The following is a 25,899-nucleotide window of genomic DNA, read 5'->3' as shown; positions in this document are numbered from 1 at the left end:
TGCATCTTTATTATAATATAGTATAGTCTTAAATATAAGACGCGGGATGGAGCAGTTTGGTAGCTCGTCGGGCTCATAACCCGAAGGTCGTCGGTTCAAATCCGGCTCCCGCAAAGTAATAAAATATAATAAATAACAATTATTTTTAATATTTTAAAATATTTAGTTTTAGTTTTTTATTTTTTATTTATTAAAACTTTTGTTAATAAATTTTGACTTTAGATTAATAAATACATTCATTTTTAGATAAACTACTATATCGATTAGTTCTATTCTTTATTGACTTCATAAATATTTCCTTATTACTGTATATAGTTAATTTAGTTTTTGTTCGAGTAATTGCAGTGTAAATTAGTTCTTTTGTTAAAACATTTGAATTATAATTTGGCAAAACTAAAACTACATGTTGAAATTCTGATCCTTGAGATTTATGTGCTGTCATAGCCCAATTAGTTTGAAATCTAGGTAGTATATTGATAGGTATACATTTTACATCAAATTTATTTTTATTAAAAAAAAATGCTTTTAATTCATTTTTTTTATCATAAAGAATAATTCCTATATCCCCATTATATAATTTTATAGTATAGTTGTTTTTTAAAATTATTATTGGTTGTCCAAAATAGACTATTTTTTTATTAATAACAATTGTTTTTATTAATCCTTTATTTTTCATTTCATTTTCTAACGCTGTATTTAATCCTTTAACTCCGAATGGCCCGTCTTGTAAAACACATATTAATCTATAATAATTAAAAATTAACATTATATCTAAAAAATTTTTAGTTGTTTTTAAATGATTCCAATAATACATATAATTTTTAATTAAGTTAGAAATCATTTTTTTATAGTCTTGATCGGTATCTAAAGAAATAAATTTAATATCTTCATAGGTGTTAAGGAATAATTTTTCAAAGTTTTTAAATTTATTTTTTTTTATTTTAGTAGATATTTTAAAAATATTAGATTTTAGTGTAAAACGATAATTAGTTTTTAGGATACATATTTTATCATTGATATTGGAAAATTTGTAATCTTTTATTTCTTTAATATTAAAAATTCCAAAGAAATTAATTTTTTTTATTATAGATTTACTATATCCATTATAATAATAGCTATATATATCTTTTAAAATATGTCCACAGTTTACTGAAGGTAATTGATGATGGTCACCTAAAAATATAACTTTAGTTTCTTTTGATATATTTTTAATTAATCTTTCCATAGTAAAAATATCAATCATAGATGTTTCATCTATAATTAATACATCTATTTCTGAATAATAATTTAGTTTTTTAAAGTTTAAATTGTTTTCTGATTGAATTCCTAAAAAGCGATGTAGAGTTACTGCAGGTTGTATTAATATATTTTTTTTTTCATATAGACTTTTAAATTTTGAGATGAATTTCTCGATAGATTCGGTTAAGCGATTAGCAGCTTTTCCTGTAGAAGCTGCTAATTGAATTTTTAATTTTTTATTAGATATGCTAATAATAGCAGTTAATATTTTAGATACTATTGTAGTTTTCCCTGTCCCTGGTTCGCCTATTATAAATGTTATTTTATTAATAATTGATAAAATTATTGCGATTTTTTGTAAATTATCAATTTTTTTACATAATAAATGAGCTATTTTATTTTTAATTGTGATTAAGTTTTTTGTTTTAGAGCATTCTGGTTTTGAAAGAAATTTAAAAATTGTTTTTTCTGCTTTCCATGTCTTATTAAGATATATCTTTTCATTGAATAATACGAAAGGAGTTGGGTGTGATCCATTACTAATCATTTTATTTGTTAATAGTTCTATTCTTAAATTATTTAATAATTGAGTTGTTTTCCAAATTTTATTAATTAATATTTTGTTTTTCTTTTCAAGAAATATTTCTTTTTTTTCTATAATTGAAATTGGAAGGCAAGTATGCCCTCCTGTACGGATAAAGTAATTGATACAAATAGCTAAAAAAATCATTTTAGGTGATTGATATTGAGTTATTGAAATAGAAAAGTAAAAATCTGATAAAGTAATTATTTCTTGTTTAATAGCTTCTTTTAATAAAGATATAACATCCATTTATTTCTCCGATTATTTTATATAAAGAGATTATTAAGTTTTCTTATAACTTCGATTTTAGGTAATGTAAAAAACAGACCTTTATTTAAATCATTATTATTCATAGCTCTTAAAAATAGAATATAAATTCCTCCAAAATATTTATTAAAAGAATAATTTTTAATTCGTTGTTTTAAATATCTATGTAAAGCAATACTATAAAAATTATATTGTAAATCGTAATGATTAATGGTTATTGTATGTTGTATTGCTTGTCTTGAATAATCAGAGTTTGTATTACCTAGCCAGTCAGATTTATAATCGATTAAATAGTATTTTTTATTCCATTTGAAAATTAAATCTATTGATCCCATAAATATTCCTTTTATAGGATTAAAAGATATTTTTGATGGTAACTTTAAAAGTGAATTTGATGTATAAATAGATTGTTCTAACTTCTTTTTTGTTAATTGATTTTTTATAGGTAAAAAAAATTCTAGCTCTTTTATATATTCTTGTGGATTTAATTTAGATAGTATAAGATTATCGTGATTTAATGGTGTATTTAAAATCATGTTAATCCAATTTTTTAATATTTCTGACAATTTTGTGCAGAGGTTGTGTTTTTTAAGTTGATTCGATAACCAATCAAGACTTATATCTTTATGAAAGTTAACATTTTTTAATATTTTATGAATAAATATTCCGATTTTTTTCCCTTTTGGAAAAGTATATGGAGTAATAGATTTAATTTTATTTTTCTGATTTATATTTATGTTTTTATTAATAGAAATAGTATAGCTTTTTTTTATTTCTATTGATGAACTATAATGTTTTGTTAATTTTGAATAACTTGTTATTCCATAGTTATATTTTAATGTTCGTTTTAATTTGTTATTTTCTAATTTTATATATTTTTTGGAATTTTTTTCATTTCTAGTATCAATATAAGGTATTCTAAAAATAATATCTATGTTTTTGTTACAGCATATTTTTAAAAGAATTATATATAATTTTTGATAATTACATTTTTTTCCTGATTGAACAATATATCCTAAAGCATTTTTATGAATATCTGAATAACTGCTTAAGTTTTTTTTTGAACTTTTTATAGGTGCAATACCTATACAACAATGAACTACAGCTCTAGTTAATGCTACGTATAAAAGTCTCATATTTTCTGATAGTATTTCTTTGTATTTTTTTATGTTTAAATTAGGATTTGTAAAAAAATTATAATTGTGATGTGATTTACAAGAATTTATAAAAAAAGGAATCCAAACTATTGGATATTCTAATCCTTTTGATTTGTGAATAGTAACAATTTCTATATAGTTTTTACTATTTTTTAGTTTTATATAGTCTTGATTAGGAATGTCATATTTTTTTTCTATTTTTTTTTCTAGCCATAATATCAAAGTATATTTTGTTTTAGTTTTGTTAAATTGTTTTTCTAATAGTTCTCCAACATGCAAGATGTTAGAAATATTAGGGGTATTTTTTGTAAAGAACTTAGTATCTTGTTTTATTTTGTAATTCATTATTATTTTATGAATAACGTTTGTTATACCAAATTCTTCCCAAATAGTTAAATATTCATAAAATTCATTTATTAAATTAGACCAAAATAAATATTTACTTGTAAGAGCATCAATATTTTTATTTTTTTGTGAAATGATTGTAGTTGATATAGCGCGCTTTAATATAAATTCATTTTTAGGATTTAAAATAGCTTGAAATATCCATAATAATTCTAATGCTTCAGTACTATGAAATACGCTATTTTTTTGAGACAGATATACTGATTTAATATTTAATTTACATAATTCTGACTGTATAATAAATGCTTCTTTTTTATTGTTAACTAATATACAAATATCTTTTGGAGAAACATGTCGAGTTTTTTTGTTATAGGTAATAACAGCATTTCCTTTTTTTCCTTCATTAATCCAAAATAAAATATAGTTTACGCAAATATTAGTGATCCATGTTGAATAGTCATGTTTATCTATTTGTATTTTGTTATTAAATGCAAAGCGTAATGCTGGTTGAAGTATTCCATTTATTCTAAATTCAAATTGTTTTTTTTTATAAATTGATGTTGTTGGAATAAAAGTAATATTAGAAAGTAAAAATACATTTTTGACTCTTAAAAACAACGAATTTATACTTTCTACCATTTCTCTAGAAGATCTCCAATTAGTATTAAGTTGATAGTGATTATCTATGTCTTTCTTTGCTTGTATATAAGATGAAATACTTGCTCCTCTAAAATCATAAATAGCTTGTTTAGGATCACCTACAACAATGCATAAATTGTTTTTTGATTTATAAATTTTTTTAAATATTTCGTATTGAAAATAACTTGTGTCTTGAAATTCATCAATTAGTAATACTGGATATTTTTTTTTGATAATATTCGAAATTTTTTCGTTTTTTTTATTTAAAGCGATATACAGAAATTGAATTAAGTCGTCAAATTGAAATGTTCCTTGAGTTTTTTTTGCTTTATTAAAATGTCTTTTTATTTTTTTTGAAGATTCTATAAGAAATAAAGTTTTTAACGAAAAATTTGTTTTTAAAAAATTTTCAATAGTTTCAAAAAGGTTATCCTTAGGAGCTATTCCAACAGGAGTTTTTTGTACTAAATAATTTTTTCGAAAGTATTTTAGTTCTTTTGGAATATTGAAATTTATTGTATGTTTAAAAGACCATTCTGTAATAATGTTGATCCATCTGGATACATTTTTTTTATTATAACTTCGCTTATTTATACTAGATTCTTTAATTAATAAAAATATTTTTTGATAATCAAGTAGCCACTGTTTTTTAAATATTTTTATTTTTTTGATTAATTTATTATAATGTTGAGTTAAGTCTAATTTATTTTTAGTAAGTAATTTGCCTTTATTATTATGATTTAATAATAATGGTAATGCATCTTTTAATAAAATATTTGGGTTTTTAAAATATTCGACAATAATACTAGCAATGTTTTTATTTAAAGAACAAATATAGTCTTTCCAAATAATATCGCTAGATTTTAAGTATAAAAAATGTTCATTCGTTATTATTTTTTTTTGAAAAAGTATATTAGAACAAAATTTATTTATTTTTAGGGATTGATAACAAAATTCATGTATAGTATAAATTTTTAGTTCATTTATTGATTTTTCTGCTTGAAGTAATAAATAAATTGATTTATCTAAATTGTTGATTTTTTTTAATAAGTTATGTAATACAAAGTTATTACTTTTTTTTTTATACATGCTATTCTAAAATCATAAATATATTTTTTTATTTTATTTTTTAAATCTTCTTTTGAATGTTCTGTAAATGTTACTACTAATATTTCTTCAATAGATAATGTTTTATACGCTTCATTTATTTTGCCAATTCCTAATATTAGTCTGAGATATAAAATAATTAAAGAAAATGTTTTTCCAGTTCCTGCTGAGGCTTCAATTAATATTTTTCCTGATAGAGGTAAGTTTGTTATGTCTAGAGTAGATATTAATTTTGTTTTTTTCATATATTTAATTTTAAATTAGTTAGACATTTATACGTAAATAAAATGATATTTTATAAAATATGTTTTAATATGGGAAGTATCCATTTTTTAGCTATTGTACGTATTTTGGAAATTGTTTCTTCGTCTAAGGAAGTAATAATTTTTTTTAAGTATAAATCATCTTTCTCTCCTTGTTTCCATTTATTTCCTTCCCATGTTATTAGCATATTTTTTTTAGATTGTTTTAAATTTGTTGAATTTATAAGAATAACTTTTTGTTTTTTGTTGTAAACAGTTTTTAACCAATTAATGCCTGAATTGGTAAGTAATATAGGGTTATTCATACCTTTTTCATATCCATTAATATATTTATATAAAAGATAATTTGCTTTTTTTTTTCTAATTTTAAAAAAGTTAAATTATTATTTTTCAATCCTAACATTGTACTATTTTGGGGTTTATATATAGAACAATATATTAAATGTTTTATCCATAAGGAAATCATATCTTTATTATTTATAGTAGCAGATTTCCAATATAATAATCCCTCTGTATTTATGTTTTTTAATAACCCATGTAATACATATTTGTTAATCTTCATGTAAAATGTTTTGTTTTTTATTTTATTTTTTATTAAATTAATTTTTTTGTATAAAGGTTTAACTAAACAAACTTGATTTTTCCAAAATATTTTTCCTAAATTTCCATAAGGTATAATTCCTTTATATTGGTAATACAAAAATAATTGATTAATGTTTTTTTGATTTAATAAAAAGTTTATTATATTTTGGTTAATTATATAACGATTAAGTTTTGTAACTTTAAAATTTTCTTGACATAGGTTAACAGTTTTAATGGGGTTTAGTTTAATATGAAGTCGTTTATTAAAAAAATATCGAATAGGATATTTCCAGAAAGAAATTAAATCAGAAGAATTAATATTTTTATATTCAATTTTTTTGAGAGCTCTTTGCGAATTTTTTTTATATGTTTTTTTCGATTTAAGACAATTTAACCAAATTTTGTTAAAACTTTGATAATTAGATCCTGAAATAAAATTTTTAATATTATAAGATTCATGTGTATGATAATGATATAAGTGAGAAAATAGTTTATTTTCATTATTACTGTTTTTACAGTTTTCCTTAGAAATATAAAAGTTTTTTTTAATATATGAAAATAATTGATTAACAATTATAGATGGGGCGTTAGTTCTGTTATTTTTTTTAGATTGTGTGTTATAACTAATTAATAATATTTTTTTTGCAGATAGCAATGTTTCTAAAAATAAATATTCATATTGCCCATTTCTGTGCGGATCACATATTCTAGGATATTTATGTATTAAATTAAAATATTTAGAAAATGTTTTTTGAATTATAAATTCTTCGTTCATTCCAAGGATACAAATGACTTTAAATGGTATATTTCTTAATATAAATCCATTACAAAAAGTAATTTTTCCAGAAAAAAGTTTATATGTATTTATTTTTTTAGAAAAATTTTTTAGTAATTCATTTTGTAATAATTTTATAGAAACTTTTTTTTTGTAACCTTCTATAATTCCAGGGTCAATTATTTTATTCCAAGTACTTTTAACAGATTCTATTTCTGTTTTTTCTATTTCGTCATTTGTAAAAAAATCACTTAATAATTTTTTAAATATAGTATTCCAAGATACTAAAGATTTTGAGATAGATAATTTTTTTTTCCATTTACGTAATAATAATGTTAGTTTTGTAAATTTACTAAATATTTCGTAGTCTTCTTCACTTAGAGTATTATACGGTACAGTTTGATTCCATATTGTATAATTGATATCGTTAATTGCTTTTCCAAGAAATATTCTTTGTTCTACATTAGTTAAAATATTGTTTTTATCGTCTTTTAATGATTGGTGTTTTATTTTGTTTTCATTATTTTCAAAATTTAGTTCAGATTTTTTTATGAATTTAAATAAAAAAATTACTTCTTTTTCTGTTATATCAAACTTTTTTAATATAAAAGGATTTTCTAAAAAATTAAAAATACTTTCATTATCGAGTAAATTATTTGGTAAATTTAATATTTTAATAATAGTTTTTGAAATTGTTAGTTCATTTGTATATATATTAGACGCAATGTAAAAAGGAATATTGTGTTTTAGATTAATTGAATTAAATATAGAATTAATGAATGGGGTATATGAATCAATATTATGACTAATTACTAAGATATCATGAAATAAAATATCGTGATTAGTATTAAGTATATTTAATATATTATCGTGTAAAACTTCTATTTCTCTTTTTAATGTAGTGCATGCATGTATAGAAATAGATTGATCATTATTATGTAAAATTTGTTTATCTTTTTTATGTTTTTTATTATTATTATCAAAATTAGTTTTTATTATGTCATGTTGTATATTATGTAATAAACAAGTTGGTTTTATTTTTTTAAATATATTTACTTCTTTTTTTTCTAGTAAGTTTAATAATAAAGTATATTCATATCCATATTGACCCCATAGAAAAATGTAATTAATATCATTTTTAAAATTTGAAACATTTTGTTTAAATTTTTTATAGTGTTCAGTTGCTTTTAAAAAATATGATATATTATTCTCAATTAAATTTGAAGTTTGTTTTTTAAATCTTACTTGATTTAATAATAGTTTTTTTTCGTTTTGGTATGGTGTTACATAGAAAAAATGTATTGAACAAAATTTACTTATTTTTTTTAAAATTATTAAATTGTATGGTGTTAAGAAATCATTTCCAAAAATAAAAATTCTGGACGGTAGTTGATTTATTTTAAATTGTTTACATCGTATTTTATTTTCTAAGAGAAATAGTAAGTTAGAGTAATTCCATATTGGTTGATTTTTATCATGCATATATTTTATAAGAGTTATCCATAACAATTTATTTTTATTAATTAATATGTCTTCTTGATTGAATAGTTCTAAGGATGTTTCCCATTTTTTTATCCAATCTGGACGATATAATAAATATTCTTTAAAACATATTGATATAAAAGATATTATTTCAAATAGTTTAATCTTTGAATTACTTTTGCTAATAAAACTAGTTAAATACTTAATGTCTTTAATATTCATCATTTTCCATATTAAATTATATTTTTTAAATTCTAATTGAGGACAAGAATTAGGCGTTATATATTTTAAAATTTCCCATATGAGTTGATTAAATTTTAAAAATTTAATATTTGAAGATATTGAATATTTTTGAGTTATAAAAATTTTGATCCAGTGGTTTATTTCTTTATTAGGAGTAACAAATATTTCACTAGTTAATGGATTAGATAATGGATTGTTTATAAAAATAGAACATGCTTTTTCTATAAGATAAGAAAAGCTATAAGATCTGTATAGTGTAAACATAGTTTTTTAAAATTAGTTTAAAATTTCTATTTAGTAATTTTTTTATAATAATGTATTTCAAGTTGGGGATAAGGGATATTAATATTATTTAAGTCTAAAGCTTTTTTAAATTGTGCCATTAGATCCCAATATACTACATTTAATTCATCGGTATTACTCCAACAACGTACAATAAAATTTAAAGAGGATGGAGCTAATTCACTTAATCCAACAATAATATCTCTATCTTTTAATACTCTGTCTTCTTGATTTAGAACGTTTTTTAATATTTTTATTACTAAATCAATATCAGAATCATATGAAACACTAATAATAAATTCATTTCTTCTAGTTTTTTCTCTAGAATAATTAATTATATTTCCTGATACAATTTTATTATTAGGTATAACAACAATTTTCCCATCTAAAGTTCGGAGTGTAGTATAAAATATATGAATATTCAATACTGTTCCAGATATGTTTCCTATATTTATATATTCTCCAATTCGTAGTGGACGTAGTATTACTAATAATACTCCTGCTGCGAAATTAGATAATGAACCTTGTAAAGCTAACCCAATAGCCATTCCAGCTGCACCTAATACAGCAATAACGGATGTAGTTTGAACTCCAATACATCCTAATGATGCTATTAATGTAAATGTAATAATTATGTATCTTACTAATGCAGCTAAAAATCCAGAAATAGTAGAATCAATTTTCCTAGTAATTAAAACTTTATTAATAATATTTGAAATTATTTTTGCTATGAAAAAACCTACTATTAAGATTATAATAGCAGATATAAGATTAATGATATAGCTTAATAAGAGTTCTTGATTTCGTATTAACCAATTTCCTGCATGATTAATATCATTAACTACATTTAATTTTTCCATTTTTTATGTTCTTTAAGTGATTTTTTTATTTAATATTTATGTTAAAAGTTATAATAATGATTAGTATATAATTAAAATACGTTATAGAATTAGGGAGAATCATAGTTGTATCCTCCTCTAATTTTGTTAAAAGACGCGTTTTGTAAAGATAATTTTATAGGGTATTACAAGAATTTAATATTTTAAATGTTTTATTTAAATAATGTGAAACTGATAATTGAGAAGAACGAATCCAAGTTCTGGGATCATAGTATTTTTTATTTGGTTTATCCGATCCAGATGGGTTACCTAGTTGTTTTTGTAAGTAAATATTGTTCTTTTTATAAAATTCTAATATACCTTTCCAAGTTGCCCATTGTATATCGGTATCAATGTTTATTTTTATTACCCCGTATTTTATAGATGTTTTAATATCTTCTAATGAAGATCCAGAGCCTCCATGAAATACGAAATTTAATGGATTATGAGGTAGATTATGTTTTTTTTGAATATAAAATTGTGATTTCTTTAAAATAGTAGGTTTTAAACAAATATTACCTGGCTTATATACTCCATGTACGTTTCCAAAAGAAGCCGCTATAGTAAAACATGGACTAATCGAAGATAGTTTTTCGTATGCAGTATTTACATCTATAGGTTTAGTATATAACAAATCATTGTTTATATCTGTATTGTCAATTCCATCTTCTTCTCCTCCTGTACAACCGAGTTCTATTTCTAGCATCATATTAATGTTATTGATTTTTTTAAAATATTTTTCACAAATATTTAAATTTAATTTTAGTGGTTCATTTGATAGATCTATCATATGAGAAGTAAAAAGAGGTTTGTTATTAATTTTGAAATATTTTTCTCCTTCTTGAATTAATTTGTCAATCCAAGGTAACATATTTTTGTTACAATGATCAGTATGCAATATCACGGGAACATTATAATATTTTGCCATTAAATGTACATGTTGGGCTCCTGATATTGCACCTAATATTGCTTGTTCATGTAGTTTATTTGTTTTTAATCCCTTTCCTGAAATAAAAGCCGAACCTCCATAAGAAAATTGTATTATTACTGGGCTATTAACTCGTTGTGCTGTTTCTAAAACTATATTTATAGAATCAGTTCCTATGCAATTTATTGCAGGTATTGCAAAAAAATTTTTTTTAGCTATGTTAAATATTTTTAGTGCGTCATGTCCATTTACTACACCTGGTTTGATAAAATTTAAAATTTTACACATTATGTTAATAATCCTATTCAAGAAAAGTTTTGATATAGATAAAATTACTTTTTATTGAGAAAATTGTTTTAATAATTTTATTATAGGAAATTCCTTTTTTTCTAAAAATTGTAAAAGAGAACCTCCTCCAGTAGATATATAAGAAATTTTATTTTTTATTTTTAGAATTTCTATTACAGATAAAGTATCTCCACCACCTGCTATAGAAAAAGCATTACTAGTTGCAATAGTTTTACCTAATGTTTCTGTACCTTTTTTAAAATTTTTGAATTCAAATACTCCTATTGGTCCATTCCAAAAAATTGTTTTTGCTTGTTTTAATATTGGTATCATGATATCTATAGTTTTATCTCCAAAATCCATAATTTCTTCATTATCGTTAATATTATTAACATCTTTTATAATACTTATGCTATTTTTGTTAAATGTAGTACTTACACGAGAATCTATTGGTATAAAAATATTATAATTATCACGTAATGTTTTAGCTTGATTGATAAAATTGGGTTCATGAAGAGATTTCCCGACATTATGATCAATAGCTATAAATGTATTAGCAATTCCTCCGCCAACTATTAAAGTATCTGATATTTTAGCTAATGATTTTAACAAATTGAATTTTGTTGATACTTTTGCACCTCCGACAATTGTAACCATAGGTCGTGTAGGGTTTTTTAAAAGTTTTTTCAATGTTTTTAATTCAGAATTTAGTAGTAATCCTGAACATGCCATTTTTGCATATTTTGATAGTCCATAAGTAGAAGATTCATTTCTATGCAATGTTCCAAAAGCATCCATAACAAATATATCGCATAAATTAGAATATGATTTAGATAGGGAAATACTATTGTTTTTTTCTCCTTTATTAAATCGTACATTTTCTAATATAGTCAGCTCTCCTGATTTAGTTTCTATACCATTTAGATAATCTTCACAGAAATGTACTTTAGTTTTTTTTAATATTTTTTTTAAATATTTAAAAATAGGAAATAGCGATAATTTTAGATCGTATTTTTCTTCTATAGGTCTACCGAGATGAGATGCTACAATAACTTTTGCGCGACTTTTTAATGCTAGCTTAATAGTTGGTAGTGATGCATGAATTCGGGCATAAGAAATAATTTTTTGATTTTGAACTGGTACGTTCAAATCTGATCGTATCAGTACTCTTTTATTTAAGAGATTTAAATCTTTTATGTTAATAATTGACATTTTTTTACCATCAAGAGAATGTTAAATATGACAAAATTCTAAAAATTTAAGCTTATTTCTGAATTATTTTTTAGAATCTATTAGTTTTATATGATATAAATTATATTTATTATGAGTAAATATATATTTTAATGTTTTTAATATAAATAAAATATATTTTCTTGATTATATTAAGTATTTAATTTTCTAACTATATGTTATAAAATAAAATTGTGACTGCTATATTTTATAAATAAAATATAATTATTATTAAACTATAAAATACAATTGTAAATTATACTTTTAATAATGTAATAATATTTTTAAATTTTAGGTTTATTATTTTCATTAGATAAAAAGAATTATATTTTTATTGTTTCCAATATAATTGGTATTATTCTAAGTTTGAAACCAAGATTTTATACCATCTAGAAACATTTGAGTAGATAACATAATTAGAATTAATCCCATTAATCTCTCTAATGCATCAACTCCTTTAGATCCGAATAAACGCAAAAAGACATTTGATAACAATAAAATTATTACTGTGCACCCCCATGCTATTAAAAGCGATATCGTTAAATACATTATTTTATTTAAGTATTCGTGTGATAGTAATATTAATGTAGCTAAAAGAGATGGCCCTGCTACTAAAGGAATTGCTAAAGGTACTAAAAAAGGTTCTTCATTTATATATAGTGAATTATTTTCATATTGGTGGGAAGGAAATATCATTTTAATCGCTATTAAAAATAGAATTATTCCACCTGATATAGATACAGTTTCAGTTTTTAGATTTAAAAAAGTAAGAATTTTTTCTCCTGCAAATAAAAACAATAACATTATTAATAAAGCTACTATCATTTCTCTTAATAGTACAATTCGCCGACGCTTTGGTTTTAAATTTTTTAATATAGACATGAATATAGGAAGATTTCCCAATGGATCCATAATTAAAATTAATAAAATAGTTGAAGAAATCATTTCGTTCATAATTCACTCTTATTAAAATCGTTTTTTAGTATATTAAATGGTATAAAATCATATTTGTTAAGATATTAATTATAAATATTTTAATAATTTTAAAAAATAAAATTTCATATTTAAAAAATTAATATTTTCAACATGTAATATATATTAGTATATATTAAATAAATATCAAAAAATAAGTTGATTTATTAACGATAAGATTATATTGATAAAAATAGTATTAAATATTTAATTGTATTTTTATGATTTTAACATTTTAAAATTCTTAATATCAATTAAATATACGTTTTGTACTTTTTCAAATAAAATTAAAATAATTTTAAAAAATAAAGTTATTATAAAAAACATTGTATGATTATATCATGTATAATTTTTTCTAATAATTTTAATAAATTGGGTAATTTTAAGATTGTAAAAGTTTTATTATACAATTGAAATTTTTATATATTTGAAATTAGTTGTTTATATTTAAATTAAATATTTAATTATTAAATTCTAAGTGCTTTCATTTTAAATTATTTGGTGAAAATAATGAAAAAATCTGTAGGTTTAGTAGGATGGAGAGGAATGGTAGGATCAGTATTAATGCAGCGAATGGTTGAAGAAAATGATTTTCGTTATTTTGATCCAATTTTTTTTTCTACATCTCAAATTGATCAAAAAAGTCCGATTATTAATGGGAAGCGTTATGGAAATTTACAAGATGCCTATAATTTCGATGTACTACGAGAATTGAATATTATTGTTACATGTCAAGGAAGTGAATATACTAAAGATATATATTATAAATTGAGAAAAAGTGGCTGGACGGGATATTGGATAGATGCTGCATCTTATCTTAGAATGAAAAATGAAGCAATAATTGTATTGGATCCAGTTAATTTATCAGTTATAAATAAATCTATCGATAGTGGAATTAAAACTTTTGTAGGTGGAAATTGTACTGTGAGTTTAATGTTAATGTCGTTAGGAGGATTGTTTTCTAATAGTTTAATTGATTGGATAACAGTTTCTACTTATCAAGCAGCATCTGGAAGTGGAGCTTCTCATATGATTGAATTATTGATGCAAATGAATTCAATTTGTAAAGGTATTGTTAATGATATAGAAAATCCAGCTAAATCTATTTTAAATATTGAAAAAAAAGTGAATAAAATAAGTTTGTCTAAATGTTTTCCAATTGATAATTTTCATGTTCCGTTAGCTGGAAGTTTGATTCCCTGGATTGATTCTAAAATGAAAAATGGAAAAAGTAGAGAAGAATGGAAAATGCAATGCGAGACAAATAAAATATTATTATCTAATAAAAACATTATCATAGATGGTTTGTGCATTCGTATTGGATCTTTGAGGTGTCATAGTCAATCTTTTGTAATTAAGTTAAAAAAAGATATTCCTTTATTGGAAATTGAACATATTTTATCTAATCACAATATTTGGACGAAAGTAATTCCTAATGAACCTGAAGTCACTATAAGAAATTTAACTCCTTTTGCAGTAACTGGAACTTTAATGACCCCTGTTGGACGATTAAGAAAACTAAATATTGGAAAAAAGTATATTTCTGCATTTACCGTTGGAGATCAATTACTATGGGGTGCTGCAGAACCGTTACGACGTATGTTAAAATTACTTATTGAATTATAAATAATTAAAATAATTTTTTACAAGTATTATAATACTATTCTAACAATTATTAAGTGTAAATTAATAATTGTTAGTATTTTGTAATTTTGGTGAAATCTAATAAAATTTCAAAATATTGTATTTTAATGTATTACACAAAATTATTTTAGTTTTTTAAGATTAGATAAAAATTACTTTTTTTTAATTAAATATTTGTAAGGCAATTTGTCGATGATAATTGTTAATAGTAAATGATTCATAAATCGACAAAAATTTGGAATATCTCTTATAGTTGATGGATCATCTGATAGTATTAATAGCACTTTTCCAATATTAATTTCTCTAATTGTTTTTCTTAATAACATAATAGGTTCGGGACAGCGTAAAGTTCTTAAATCTAATATTTTATATTTTTTTTTAATGTTCATATTTTTTTATAGTATTTTATATTTAATATAATTGTTAAAATAAGTATATTAAATATATAGTTTATGTTTTTGTATATAATTGATTATAGAAACAGGTAGTAAATGTTCACAAGAATATTTATTTTTTACAAGTTTTCGAATTTGTGTAGAAGAAATATCAATATAAGGTGTATTAGAAAAAAAAATGTGTCCAAATGGATTTTTATTCAATATAGAATAGTCTGTAGTTGCATGGTTTTGAATCCAATTTTTTAATATGTTATTTTGTGTATATTGTTTGTTTAAAGAACGTTTTAATATTATTAAATGACACCATTTCAATAGTTCTTGCCATTGATGCCATTTGTCTAAATTTATTAAATTGTCTAATCCAATAATAAATCCTAATGATTGTTTATACCCTATTGTTTTTCTTAAATATTTCAATGTATCTATAGTATAGAGTATTTTTTTTTTATTTCTATATAGTTTATTATAAATAGTGGTTGCCCTTTTATCGCTAATTTTATCATTTTAATTCTATGTTTTATAGAAACATTTGATTTAGATTGATATAAACTAATATAATTTGGTAATAAAATAATTTTTTTTAAATTAATTTTTTTTGCTAATATTTTTGATGTAATAATATGACCATAATGGATTGGGTTAAAAGTTCCACCTAGTATTGCATATGATGATGTCATTTTTTATCCGTTAAGATAGTAATTAAATTAATCTTGTTTACTTATTATATAAGACAGGATTTTTAGCTGATTCCATATATTTTTTTCATAATTTTTTTTTATATTGATTTCTATTTTTGTTAACAAGTTAATAGATTGATGTATTTTTTTAAAGTTTTTATAGTTTGCAATATTTTTAAATAGTGAATACCGATTTTTTAAAACTTTTCTTTTTTTTAATATATAATCATTATTGTTTAGCTTCTCACGTTGTAGCATTAATATTGTTAATAGATCATATTGTAGATTTCGTATTAGTATTATTTGATTGTAATTGTTAATACAAAAGTAATTCAGAATTCTCATTGATTTATTTAAATCTCCGATGAGCATTGCATTAATCCATTCTTCTATTGTAAAAATAGCTTTATCACTAATAAAATTTCGAACTTTTTTAATAGTAATTATGGTATTTGGCCAAATTAACATTAAAATATTTAATATATTATACAAAAATAATATATTTCCTGAGTAAAACTGGAGCAGTAAAGTTTTTACATCTGTATGAATATTTATTTTTAATTCTTGTATTTTATATTGTATCCAGGTATCTAGTTTATCTTTTGTAAGGTTTTGACAATATATGATTGTACCTCTTAACTTAAACATATTAAACCAAATGATTTCTTCTTTATGTTCTTTTATATTTTTATAGATAATTAATAATAAATTAGAATTCATAAGAGTAGATAAATGAGATAGTTGTTTTTGGACTATGTTGGTTATTTTTTTTTTAGACAAATCTAATATAACAATTTTTTTCTTAAAAAATAAATTATTATTTTCAAAATGAGAATATAAATATTTAGAATTGATATGGTGTTCTACTTGCACAATTGAAAATTTAGAAAATCCATTTTTTTTAGCTATAGAGAATATAATTTTTTTACTTTCTTGAATAAAAAAATCGTTATCTCCTATAAGAATATAGTAGGGACTTAAATTTTTAAAAAAAATAGGAAATAGTTGTTCTGGATTAATGATTTTCATAACTTATATTTAAACATTGTTATAATATTTTTATTATAACAATATTCATTTAATTCTATATTATTGATTTTATAAGTTATAAAATGTTATTTATATGTTGTAATGTAGTTATATTTTTATAAAATTTAAATATTGTAAAAGTATATACTGTTTTATTTAGTGCTATAGTAAAAATTATATATGCTAAATAAGTAGTATTTAATTTTTATTAATCATTAATAACTAAATTTATTAATTTATTTGGGATATATATTACTTTTTTTATTTTATGGTTTTTAGTATATTTATATATCTTTGGTTCTTTTAAGACTATATCTAATATTTGTTTTTTAGAATTTTGTTTTGTGATTAGAATTTTATGACGAAATTTTCCATTGATTTGAATTAGTATTAAAGTAGTATAATTATTTAAAAAAAATTTTTTATTAACTTTAGGCCATTCAATGTGTTTTATTTTTTTATCTTTTAGTAAATATTTTAATAACGTATGACTAAAATGAGGTGTAAAAGGATATAGCATTTTTGTAATAATTAATAAAGATTGTCGAATTAATATTTTATTATCTTCTTCATTTAAGGAAATATCAAATAATTTGTTAACTAGTTTCATTAATTCAGAAATTGCTGTATTAAATGATTGTCTTACGCTGATATCATGTTCTACTTTACTTATAGTTTTATATATGAAAGAATAAAATTCTTTTTGTTTGTTAGTTAAGTGATTATAATTTATCGGTATATTTGGATCTTTATGTTTTGTGATGTGATCATAACAGAACGTCCACAATTTTTTTAAAAACCTGTGCGCTCCTTTTATTCCAGATTCTTTCCATTCTAATGATGCTTCTACTGGTGCAGCAAACATAATAAATAGTCTTACTGTATCCGCTCCGTATTTATTGATTATATCTTCTGGTTCTATTCCATTTTTTTTTGATTTAGACATTTTAATCATACCTGCATGAAATATTTTTTTTTCATGATACATAAAGCTTTTTTTTATACTCCCATTTGAGTGATATTTAATATTAGAAAATGAAATATTAGTCCATTTTTTTTGATTATTATGATCAAGATAGTAAAATGCATCAGATAATACCATTCCTTGACATAATAATTTTTTTACTGGTTCGTTTGATTTAACTAATCCAAAGTCTCTTAAAAGCTTATGAACAAATCGAAAATATATTAAATGCATTGTAGAATGTTCTATTCCTCCTATATATAAATCTACTGGAAGCCAATAGTTTGCAGCATTTTTTTCTATCATTCCTTGATTAAATTTTGTACAAGTATACCTGGCATAATACCATGATGATTCTACGAATGTATCTAGTGTATCAGATTCACATTTTGCTAATTTGCCATTAATATTTATAATTTTTTCTTTGGGTGAATGTAACGAATTTGGATTAGTATATGTAGTAGTATATTTATTTTTAGGTAATTTTAGTGGAAGGTATTTTTTTGGTATTGGTATAGTACTGTTATCTTGTAAAGTTGCCATTGGAATAGGTACTCCCCAATAACGTTGTCTTGATACTCCCCAATCTTTTAGTTGATAGCATATTTTTTTTTCACCTATTTTCTTTCTTTCTAATTCTGATATTATGGAAATTCGTGCTTTTTTAGTATGTAAATTATCATATTTACCAGAATTAAATAGTATTCCTATATTTGTCATAGCTATATTTTTTATTTCTGGTTTTTTTTTATTTTCTTGTAATATTACTGGTATAATTCTTAAATTATAGATTAAAGCAAAGTTTAAATCGTTTTGATTATGAGCTGGTATACCTAATGTTGCTTCGGTTATGCAGTCTGAAAGTACGTAGTTGGCTATCCATATAGGTATTTTTTTTTCGATTAATGGATGAAAGGCAAATATATGAGTATCAACTCCTTCATACTTATTGAAACTATTGCTAGATGGATTTAAAAAATGTTCATTTTTAATAAAAGATTGAATTTTTTTATTAGTATAAGATATTTTTTGAGCTAATTTATGTAAAGGAGAAATAGCTACGTATGTTGCCCCCATTAATATTTCTGGTGTAGATACAAATACGTTAAGTGTTTTAGTAATATTAGATAACTTTAGATATATTTCAACGCCAGATGAGCGTCCAATCCAGTTAGATTGCATTTTTTTGACTTTTTCTGGCCAATCGGATAGTGTTTTTAATCCATAAAGTAATTCTTCAGCATATTTTGTAATTTTTATAAACCATTGAAAAATATTTTTTTTAATAATTTTATTATTGCAACGCCAACATAGTCCATTAATAACTTGTTCGTTAGCTAAAACTGTCTTATCAGTTTTACACCAATTCACCCAAGATTTTTTTTTATATATTAATTTTTTCTTATATAATTCTATGAAAAACCATTGTTCCCATTTGTAATATTCAGGTTGACAAGTCGTAATTTCTCTACTCCAATCATAACTAAATCCCAATGATTGTAATTGTTTTTTCATATATTGAATATTTTCATTAGTCCATGTAAAAGGATCAATATTATTTTGTATAGCAGCTATTTCTGCGGGTAGTCCGAATGCATCCCATCCCATTGGATGTAGTACATTTTTCCCAATCATTCTTTGGTATCTTGCTATGACATCACTAATAGTATAATTTCTAACGTGTCCCATATGTAATTTTCCAGATGGATAGGGAATCATAGCAAGGCAATAATATTTTTCTTTTTTTTCATTTTCGGTTACTAAAAATTCATTATTTTTTTCCCATGTTTTTTGCATGTTATATTCTATTTCTTTAGGGATATATTCTTTTTTCATAATTTTTCTTATTTATTTTCATAATTTTTATTTTAATTAAATAATAAATTATATACATTATTTTATTAATTCAAATTTAAATATTTTTAAATTTTTTGTAAAAAAATTTTAATATATTATATATTTTATAACATAAACTCTTAATATCAAAAATGTTTACAATATTATATTGTTAGAATTAGATATTTGTATGTGACATTGTTGATTTTTATATGTTGATAATTTCAATTAATTCGAGTTAATGTTTTATAAAATTATATTCATGATATTTATTGAAAATATGGGGATATTATTTCTAAAGCATTATTGTACTACAACGGATTTTAGAATATTTAAATAATTTAACGTATTATTTTAATAACATTAGAATTTTGTTTTAGAAAATAATTGATATTTTTAAGTATGTTTTAAATTAAAATATTTTAAATTAGGAATTAAAGTAAATTAAAGTAGTAATTTTATAAAAATTAGCATCTTTAATAAGACAAGTAAGTACCATAAAACATAAACAATTTTTATAAAATATATAATAAAGATTTTAGTAATTTTTAGTCTAAATTATACTTCAAATCTTATTATAAGAATTTATAATTAATTAATATTTATAGAGTTTTAATATTATTTAATAATAATTCACGGATAAAATTTTATTAAAGTTAACAATACAAAGTATAAGTTAATATTTTTTTATAAAATAATATAATTTTATATTTTTTTAAGAGTTTATTAATATTTTTAGAACATTATAATAATAATTTTATATATTTTTTTATATAAAAATTTAATTATTTTCTGAAAGTTTAGGAAGTTTTTTATGTTTTGGAATAGTAACTTGTAATTGTACAATTCTTCTATTATTAGCAATGTGGACTTCAAATGTGTATTCAGAAAGGTTTATAAGTTCGCCTTGAACAGGTAAATGTCCAATTTGTTTCATAACTAATCCACCAATAGTATCTACTTCTTCATTGTTAAAATTAGTTTTAAAAGTATCATTAAATTCTTTTATAGAAGTAAAAGATTTTATCATAAAGGTATATTTATTTAATTGTCGAATATTTGTTTCATTTTCATCATATTCGTCATCGATATCTCCTACAATTAATTCTAATATATCTTCAATAGTTACTAATCCTGAAACAGCTCCAAATTCATCTATTACGACTGCCATGTGATTTTTTTTTAATCGAAATTCTTTTAACATACAATTTACATGTTTACTTTCAGGAACTACAACAGCAGGTCGTAATATATTTTTTATACAAAAGATGTCTAATTTATTTTTTACAAGAGGTAAAAAATCTTTAGCCATTAAAAATCCTTCAATGTAATTTTCATCATAGTTCATTACTGGAAATCGTGAATGTGCAGATTTAATAATGATATCTAAACACTTATTAAGTGGGTAAGTTAATTTTAATGTTATCATTTGTGTACGAGGAATCATTATATCACGGATTTTTTGTTGTGTTATATCGATAACTCCTTCTAACATATCACATGTATCTTGGTCTATTAGTTTATTTTTTTTTGAATATCGTATTAGTGCTAATAAATCTTCTTTACTTTTTGGTTCGTCGTGAAATATTTGATTTAATAAAATAGAGAAAAAGTTTTTTTTATTATGTTTATTACTATTTCGTGGATAATCGTCACTCATGAGATATTAGTATGAATCTCTTATATATTATATTTTATTATTATGGAGATATTTTGTATTTTAAATATTTTATTTTGTGTAAGGATTTTTATATCCTAAAGATGACATAATTTTTATTTCTAAGTGTTTCATTTTTTTTGAGTTATAGTAATTGTTATGATCATATCCTAATAAATGTAATGTACCATGTATTACCATATGTGCCCAGTGTGATTTTATTTCTTTATTAAATTTTATAGCTTCTTTCTTGATAATATCACTACAAATAATTAAATCTCCAATAAAATTAGATTTAACTATTGTATTTGAAGTAGATGGAAATGATAGTACATTGGTAGTTTTGTTTTTTTTTCTATACTTAAAATTTAAGGATTGCATTTCAGAGGATTTTACAATTCTAATTGTTATTTCTAAATTAGATGATCTTTTATTTAGGCTAGCTTGTATCCATTTTAAATAATGTATCTTTTTTGGAAAATAAATTTTTTTAGAACAAGCTGTTTGTAAATTAATAATGATTGATTCCATTGAATTTTATTTATTATTTATTTAAAGTAAGTGTTACTATTATTTATAATAATATTATATTTTATCAGATTTTTTTTGTATGTACTATGTCTTTAATTGTTTCTTTATAGATAATTGTACTGATGTGTTTTATTGATTTTAAGTTTATGTTAACTATATTATTTCTATAAATTTTAATTATTAAATTTTTTAGAATAATGACCTCTAAGAGAATTAGGATTTATTTGTATAATTTTTAAGTTAATGAATTGTCCAATCATATTATGATTACCTGTGAAATTAACAACACGATTATTTTCTGTTCGTCCTGATAACTCCATTATGTTTTTACGAGAGGGTCCTTCTACTAATATTGACTGTATGCTTCCTAACATTTTTTCATTCCATAATTGTGTATTTTTATTGATAATTTCTTGAAGCATATAGAGTCTTTGTTTTTTTTCTTTTAAAGTAATATTATCTAATAATTCTGATGCTGGTGTTCCTGGGCGAGCAGAATAAATAAAGCTAAAACTCATATCAAAATTTATCTCTTTAATTAAATGTAATGTTTCTTCAAAATCTTCTTGAGTTTCTCCTGGAAACCCTACAATAAAATCTGAACTAATTTGAATGTTGGGGCGATTTATAATTAGCTTTTTTATAATTTTCTTGTATTCTTGTATGTTATGTGCTCTTTTCATAAGTGTTAATATTCGATTAGATCCACTTTGTACAGGTAAATGAAGAAAACTAACTATTTCTTTTGTATTTTTATAAACATTGATAATATCATCAGTAAATTCAATAGGATTATTTGTTGTAAATCTAATTCTATCGATTCCATTTATTAATGCTACTAATTTTAATAATTCTGAAAATTTACAAATTTTTCCGTTAAAAGTTTTTCCTCTGTATGCATTAACATTTTGTCCTAATAAGTTAATTTCCCGAACTCCATTTTTAGCTAATATAGAAATTTCTAATAAAATATCGTCTACCGGTCTACTAACTTCGTGACCTCTAGTATAAGGTACAATGCAGAATGAACAAAATTTATTGCATCCTTCTATTATAGTTACATACGCTGTAACTCCTGGAAAATCAGGATATTCAATAGAGTCAAATTTTTCGATTGAAGGGAATTCAATGTCGACAATATGTTTTTTAAATTTTTTTACTTTTTCTATCATATTTGGTAATCTGTGTAGTGTTTGTGTTCCAAATATAATATCAACATAATTAGCACGTTTATAAATTTCTTTTCCTTCTTGTGTAGCTACACAACCACCTACTGCAATAATTATTTTAGGATTTTTGTCTTTTAATTTTTTCCATCTACCAAGTTGATGAAAAACTTTTTCTTGTGCTTTTTCGCGAATAGAACAAGTGTTGAGAATTAAAATATTAGCTAATTCAGGATAATGAGTTTCTTTAAATTTATATTTTTTTTGTAATAATTGAGTTATCATTGATGAGTCATATTCATTCATTTGACAACCCCAGGTTTTTACATATATAGTATCTATAATCATAATGTTATTATTTTGTTAATAGTTTATTAAATAAAATTTTTATACGAAAGACATTTTACATTTGCATATATAATTTGCTATTTATATCATTTTCAATGCGAATTTTGTCATTTATCTTAACATTTATTTTTAAAACAGCTTGTATCCATATCGTATTTTTATTAACTCTTACAAAAGATAAAATATATCCGACTCGATTCCATTTTTCTTGGATTTTAGATTCTATTATTTCTCCTATTCGAGTAATTCTATCAGATTTTTCAATTAACCAATGTAAGTTATATTGATTAAGTTTTCTAAATCGTATTTTAGTGATCATTTCTTGACCATAATAACATCCTTTTTTGAAATCTAAAGCATCTAAATTTTCTAAGTTTAATGATTGCGGAAAAAATTTTCCCGACATTTCTTTTTCAATAATAGGGAATTTAGAAGAGATGTCTAAAGCTAACCATAAATTACTATCGTGTATTGTTTTTACTGATGACAATATTTTTTTTAAAATAGCATTATTTTTTTTTGTAATAAGTATAAATCTTTCACATGGAAAATTAAACCATAATAAAATTACATTATTTTTATAGCATATTGTAAGGTTTTTATTTGGTAATATATCAAAATATTTCTGTAATTTAGTTCTTGCCATTGTTCCAGTAATTCCTAGTAAATACATTTCAGTATCATGAAATATACTTATATTAGAAAATATAGAATATTTTTTTAGTTCATTAATTTGATGATAAGATACGCTCTTTCTTTGAAGATACATATAACTATTTATCTCATATTGAAATATGCGCAGATTACTCCATACTCTTCCATTAACGTTACAGTGAGCACATAATTTATGTTTTTTTTTGCTTAATTTATTCATATCTATAGTTATTTGATTTTGCAAGTATTTTTTGCTATCGCTTCCTATTATTTTTGTTAATGTCCAGTCGTTTAAAGTCATCAATATAATATCTTTTTCAAAAAAACGTGATAGATTATTATGCATTTTAATTTTTCCGTATATTAATTTTTTAATTTTCAAATAAAATTGATATTTTACAGTTTGAAGTTAATGTATACTTATATCTTAGTTCTTATAAAAATTAATTTAATTAAGTTAATATTGAATTAAGACTTAATATAAGTAATGTCAATTTTTATATTTTACTTTATTAAAGTTATATATATGAATATTTTATATTTTAATTAATTTTTATAACAATTATTATTAAAGTATATATTTTTTATTTTTAGACTAAAATATTTATAAAATGTTACTGAGAGACTGTAAAATGGTATGTGAAATTAGTGTTATAAAGCGCCGAATTCAAATGTATGTAAATAAAATAAATAATTTAAAGGAGTTGCTTTGACTATAACAATAAAAAAGATAGATTATTAGAAATTAATTCTTTATTAGAATTATCTAAGGTATGGCAAGATCCTAGTTTAATAATTAATTTAAGTCGAGAAAAAAGTATATTAGTGTCTTCTATTAGTTCTATAAGTGAGATAGAGTCAAATTTGCATGCAGTAATAGACATTTTAAAATTATCAATTAATGAAAATAATCTAAATTTATTATGTGATGTCATTAGTGAATTAAACGTATTAGATAACGCTATTAGTGTATTAGAATTAAACTCTATTTTTTCGAAGAAAGATGATCATTTTAATTGTTATTTAGATATACAATCTGGTTCTGGAGGAACAGAATCGCAAGATTGGGCTAATATGTTATTACGAATGTATTTAAAATGGGCTGAATATAAAAAGTTTAATACAGAAATTGTTGATAGAACGTATGGTGAAATAGTTGGAATAAAATCTGCTACAGTAAAAATACAAGGACCATTTTCTTTTGGGTGGTTTCGAACTGAAACAGGAATTCATCGTTTAGTAAGAAAAAGCCCATTTAATTCTAATAATCAACGACATACATCTTTTTCTTCTATTTTCGTATATCCTGATATTGATGATTCAATAAATATAAAAATAAATTTTTGTGATTTAAGAATAGATGTATATAGAGCATCTGGAGCTGGAGGTCAACATATAAATAAGACTGAATCAGCTGTTCGAATTACACATGTTCCTTCGGGTATAGTAACTCAATCTCAAAGTAGTCGTTCTCAGCATAAAAATAAAGATCAAGCGTTCAAGCAATTAAAAGCAAAGTTATATGAGGTAACTATGAGTAAAAAAAACAATGAAAAAAAAATACTTGAAAGTAAAAAATCAGACATAGGTTGGGGAAATCAAATTCGTTCATATATATTAGATGATTCTAGAGTTAAGGATTTAAGAACAGGAATAGAAGTTCATGATGTACAATCTGTTTTAGATGGAGATTTAGATTTGTTTGTTGAATCTAGTTTAAAACGTGGTTTATAAT

Annotated in this window: 20 protein-coding genes and 1 tRNA gene; 3 read left to right on the top strand and 18 right to left on the bottom strand. The window is 22.2% G+C overall.

Features of this window, described 5'->3' with window-relative positions; translation table 11 throughout:
• Positions 1-40 precede the first annotated feature (40 nt).
• Positions 41-114: transfer RNA gene (locus UAT33_02120), tRNA-Met, on the top strand.
• A gap of 109 nt (positions 115-223) precedes the next feature.
• Here the strand turns inward: UAT33_02120 and recD are convergent.
• The 9 genes from recD to UAT33_02075 form a co-directional block, all read right to left on the bottom strand.
• Positions 224-2,071: an exodeoxyribonuclease V subunit alpha gene (gene recD, locus UAT33_02115; protein ID XBC43728.1), complete on the bottom strand. Its 1,848-nt coding sequence runs from the start codon at positions 2,069-2,071 to the stop codon at positions 224-226.
• A 17-nt stretch (positions 2,072-2,088) separates the two neighbouring features.
• Complete coding sequence (gene recB, locus UAT33_02110) at positions 2,089-5,319, bottom strand: exodeoxyribonuclease V subunit beta (protein XBC43727.1); 3,231 nt, start codon at positions 5,317-5,319, stop codon at positions 2,089-2,091.
• On the bottom strand, positions 5,274-5,582 hold the full coding sequence (locus tag UAT33_02105) for a UvrD-helicase domain-containing protein (protein XBC43726.1): 309 nt from the start codon (positions 5,580-5,582) through the stop codon (positions 5,274-5,276). The genes recB and UAT33_02105 overlap by 46 nt, the downstream gene beginning before the upstream one ends.
• Positions 5,583-5,632: 50 nt before the next feature.
• Entirely contained in the window at positions 5,633-5,905 is a 273-nt protein-coding gene (locus UAT33_02100) for a hypothetical protein (GenBank protein XBC43725.1), read from the bottom strand.
• Positions 5,902-8,946: an exodeoxyribonuclease V subunit gamma gene (locus UAT33_02095; protein ID XBC43724.1), complete on the bottom strand. Its 3,045-nt coding sequence runs from the start codon at positions 8,944-8,946 to the stop codon at positions 5,902-5,904. Before UAT33_02095 ends, UAT33_02100 begins: the two co-directional genes overlap by 4 nt.
• Positions 8,947-8,972: 26 nt before the next feature.
• A complete protein-coding gene (gene mscS / locus UAT33_02090) occupies positions 8,973-9,824 on the bottom strand; it encodes a small-conductance mechanosensitive channel MscS (GenBank protein ID XBC43723.1) in 852 nt (283 codons plus the stop codon).
• A gap of 154 nt (positions 9,825-9,978) precedes the next feature.
• Positions 9,979-11,058 (bottom strand): class II fructose-bisphosphate aldolase, encoded by a 1,080-nt coding sequence (fbaA, locus tag UAT33_02085; GenBank protein XBC43722.1) that lies wholly within the window; start codon positions 11,056-11,058, stop codon positions 9,979-9,981.
• A 51-nt stretch (positions 11,059-11,109) separates the two neighbouring features.
• Positions 11,110-12,270, bottom strand: a complete 1,161-nt coding sequence (locus tag UAT33_02080) for a phosphoglycerate kinase (protein ID XBC43721.1) — start codon at positions 12,268-12,270, stop codon at positions 11,110-11,112.
• A gap of 378 nt (positions 12,271-12,648) precedes the next feature.
• Positions 12,649-13,242, bottom strand: a complete 594-nt coding sequence (locus tag UAT33_02075; protein ID XBC43720.1) for a YhgN family NAAT transporter — start codon at positions 13,240-13,242, stop codon at positions 12,649-12,651.
• A 528-nt stretch (positions 13,243-13,770) separates the two neighbouring features.
• On the opposite strand from UAT33_02075, the gene asd reads away from it, so the two are divergent.
• Positions 13,771-14,886 carry an aspartate-semialdehyde dehydrogenase gene (gene asd, locus UAT33_02070; protein XBC43719.1) on the top strand — a complete coding sequence of 372 codons (1,116 nt, stop codon included), beginning with the start codon at positions 13,771-13,773 and terminating at the stop codon, positions 14,884-14,886.
• A gap of 170 nt (positions 14,887-15,056) precedes the next feature.
• Here the strand turns inward: asd and tusA are convergent, their stop codons facing one another.
• From tusA to ygfZ, 9 genes are all read right to left on the bottom strand, one after another.
• Entirely contained in the window at positions 15,057-15,293 is a 237-nt protein-coding gene (gene tusA, locus UAT33_02065; protein XBC43718.1) for a sulfurtransferase TusA, read from the bottom strand.
• A 48-nt stretch (positions 15,294-15,341) separates the two neighbouring features.
• Positions 15,342-15,719 (bottom strand): nicotinate-nicotinamide nucleotide adenylyltransferase, encoded by a 378-nt coding sequence (locus tag UAT33_02060; protein ID XBC43717.1) that lies wholly within the window; start codon positions 15,717-15,719, stop codon positions 15,342-15,344.
• Positions 15,720-15,724: 5 nt separating this feature from the next.
• Positions 15,725-15,979, bottom strand: coding sequence for an adenylyltransferase/cytidyltransferase family protein (locus UAT33_02055; GenBank protein ID XBC43716.1), 255 nt, complete (start codon positions 15,977-15,979; stop codon positions 15,725-15,727).
• Positions 15,980-16,006: 27 nt separating this feature from the next.
• Positions 16,007-17,008, bottom strand: a complete 1,002-nt coding sequence (gene holA, locus UAT33_02050) for a DNA polymerase III subunit delta (protein ID XBC43715.1) — start codon at positions 17,006-17,008, stop codon at positions 16,007-16,009.
• A gap of 208 nt (positions 17,009-17,216) precedes the next feature.
• Positions 17,217-19,808: a leucine--tRNA ligase gene (leuS, locus tag UAT33_02045; GenBank protein ID XBC43714.1), complete on the bottom strand. Its 2,592-nt coding sequence runs from the start codon at positions 19,806-19,808 to the stop codon at positions 17,217-17,219.
• 781 nt (positions 19,809-20,589) lie between these two features.
• Positions 20,590-21,468, bottom strand: coding sequence for a CNNM family magnesium/cobalt transport protein CorC (gene corC / locus UAT33_02040; protein XBC43713.1), 879 nt, complete (start codon positions 21,466-21,468; stop codon positions 20,590-20,592).
• Positions 21,469-21,537: 69 nt separating this feature from the next.
• Positions 21,538-21,996 carry an rRNA maturation RNase YbeY gene (ybeY, locus tag UAT33_02035; GenBank protein ID XBC43712.1) on the bottom strand — a complete coding sequence of 153 codons (459 nt, stop codon included), beginning with the start codon at positions 21,994-21,996 and terminating at the stop codon, positions 21,538-21,540.
• A gap of 173 nt (positions 21,997-22,169) precedes the next feature.
• A complete protein-coding gene (miaB, locus tag UAT33_02030) occupies positions 22,170-23,510 on the bottom strand; it encodes a tRNA (N6-isopentenyl adenosine(37)-C2)-methylthiotransferase MiaB (GenBank protein XBC43711.1) in 1,341 nt (446 codons plus the stop codon).
• A gap of 55 nt (positions 23,511-23,565) precedes the next feature.
• Positions 23,566-24,510 (bottom strand): tRNA-modifying protein YgfZ, encoded by a 945-nt coding sequence (gene ygfZ, locus UAT33_02025; GenBank protein XBC43710.1) that lies wholly within the window; start codon positions 24,508-24,510, stop codon positions 23,566-23,568.
• Positions 24,511-24,796: 286 nt separating this feature from the next.
• On the opposite strand from ygfZ, the gene prfB reads away from it, so the two are divergent.
• Positions 24,797-25,898, top strand: a protein-coding gene (prfB, locus tag UAT33_02020) for a peptide chain release factor 2 (protein XBC43709.1) whose coding sequence is annotated in 2 segments (ribosomal slippage) — positions 24,797-24,874 and positions 24,876-25,898 — 1,101 coding nt in all. Because the reading frame shifts where the segments join, the coding sequence is not laid out codon by codon here.
• Position 25,899: the final 1 nt, after the last annotated feature.

This window comes from Buchnera aphidicola (Floraphis choui) (assembly GCA_039830045.1).
GTDB lineage: Bacteria > Pseudomonadota > Gammaproteobacteria > Enterobacterales > Enterobacteriaceae > Buchnera_B > Buchnera_B aphidicola_AX.
This window is presented reverse-complemented; position numbering and strand designations above follow the sequence as displayed.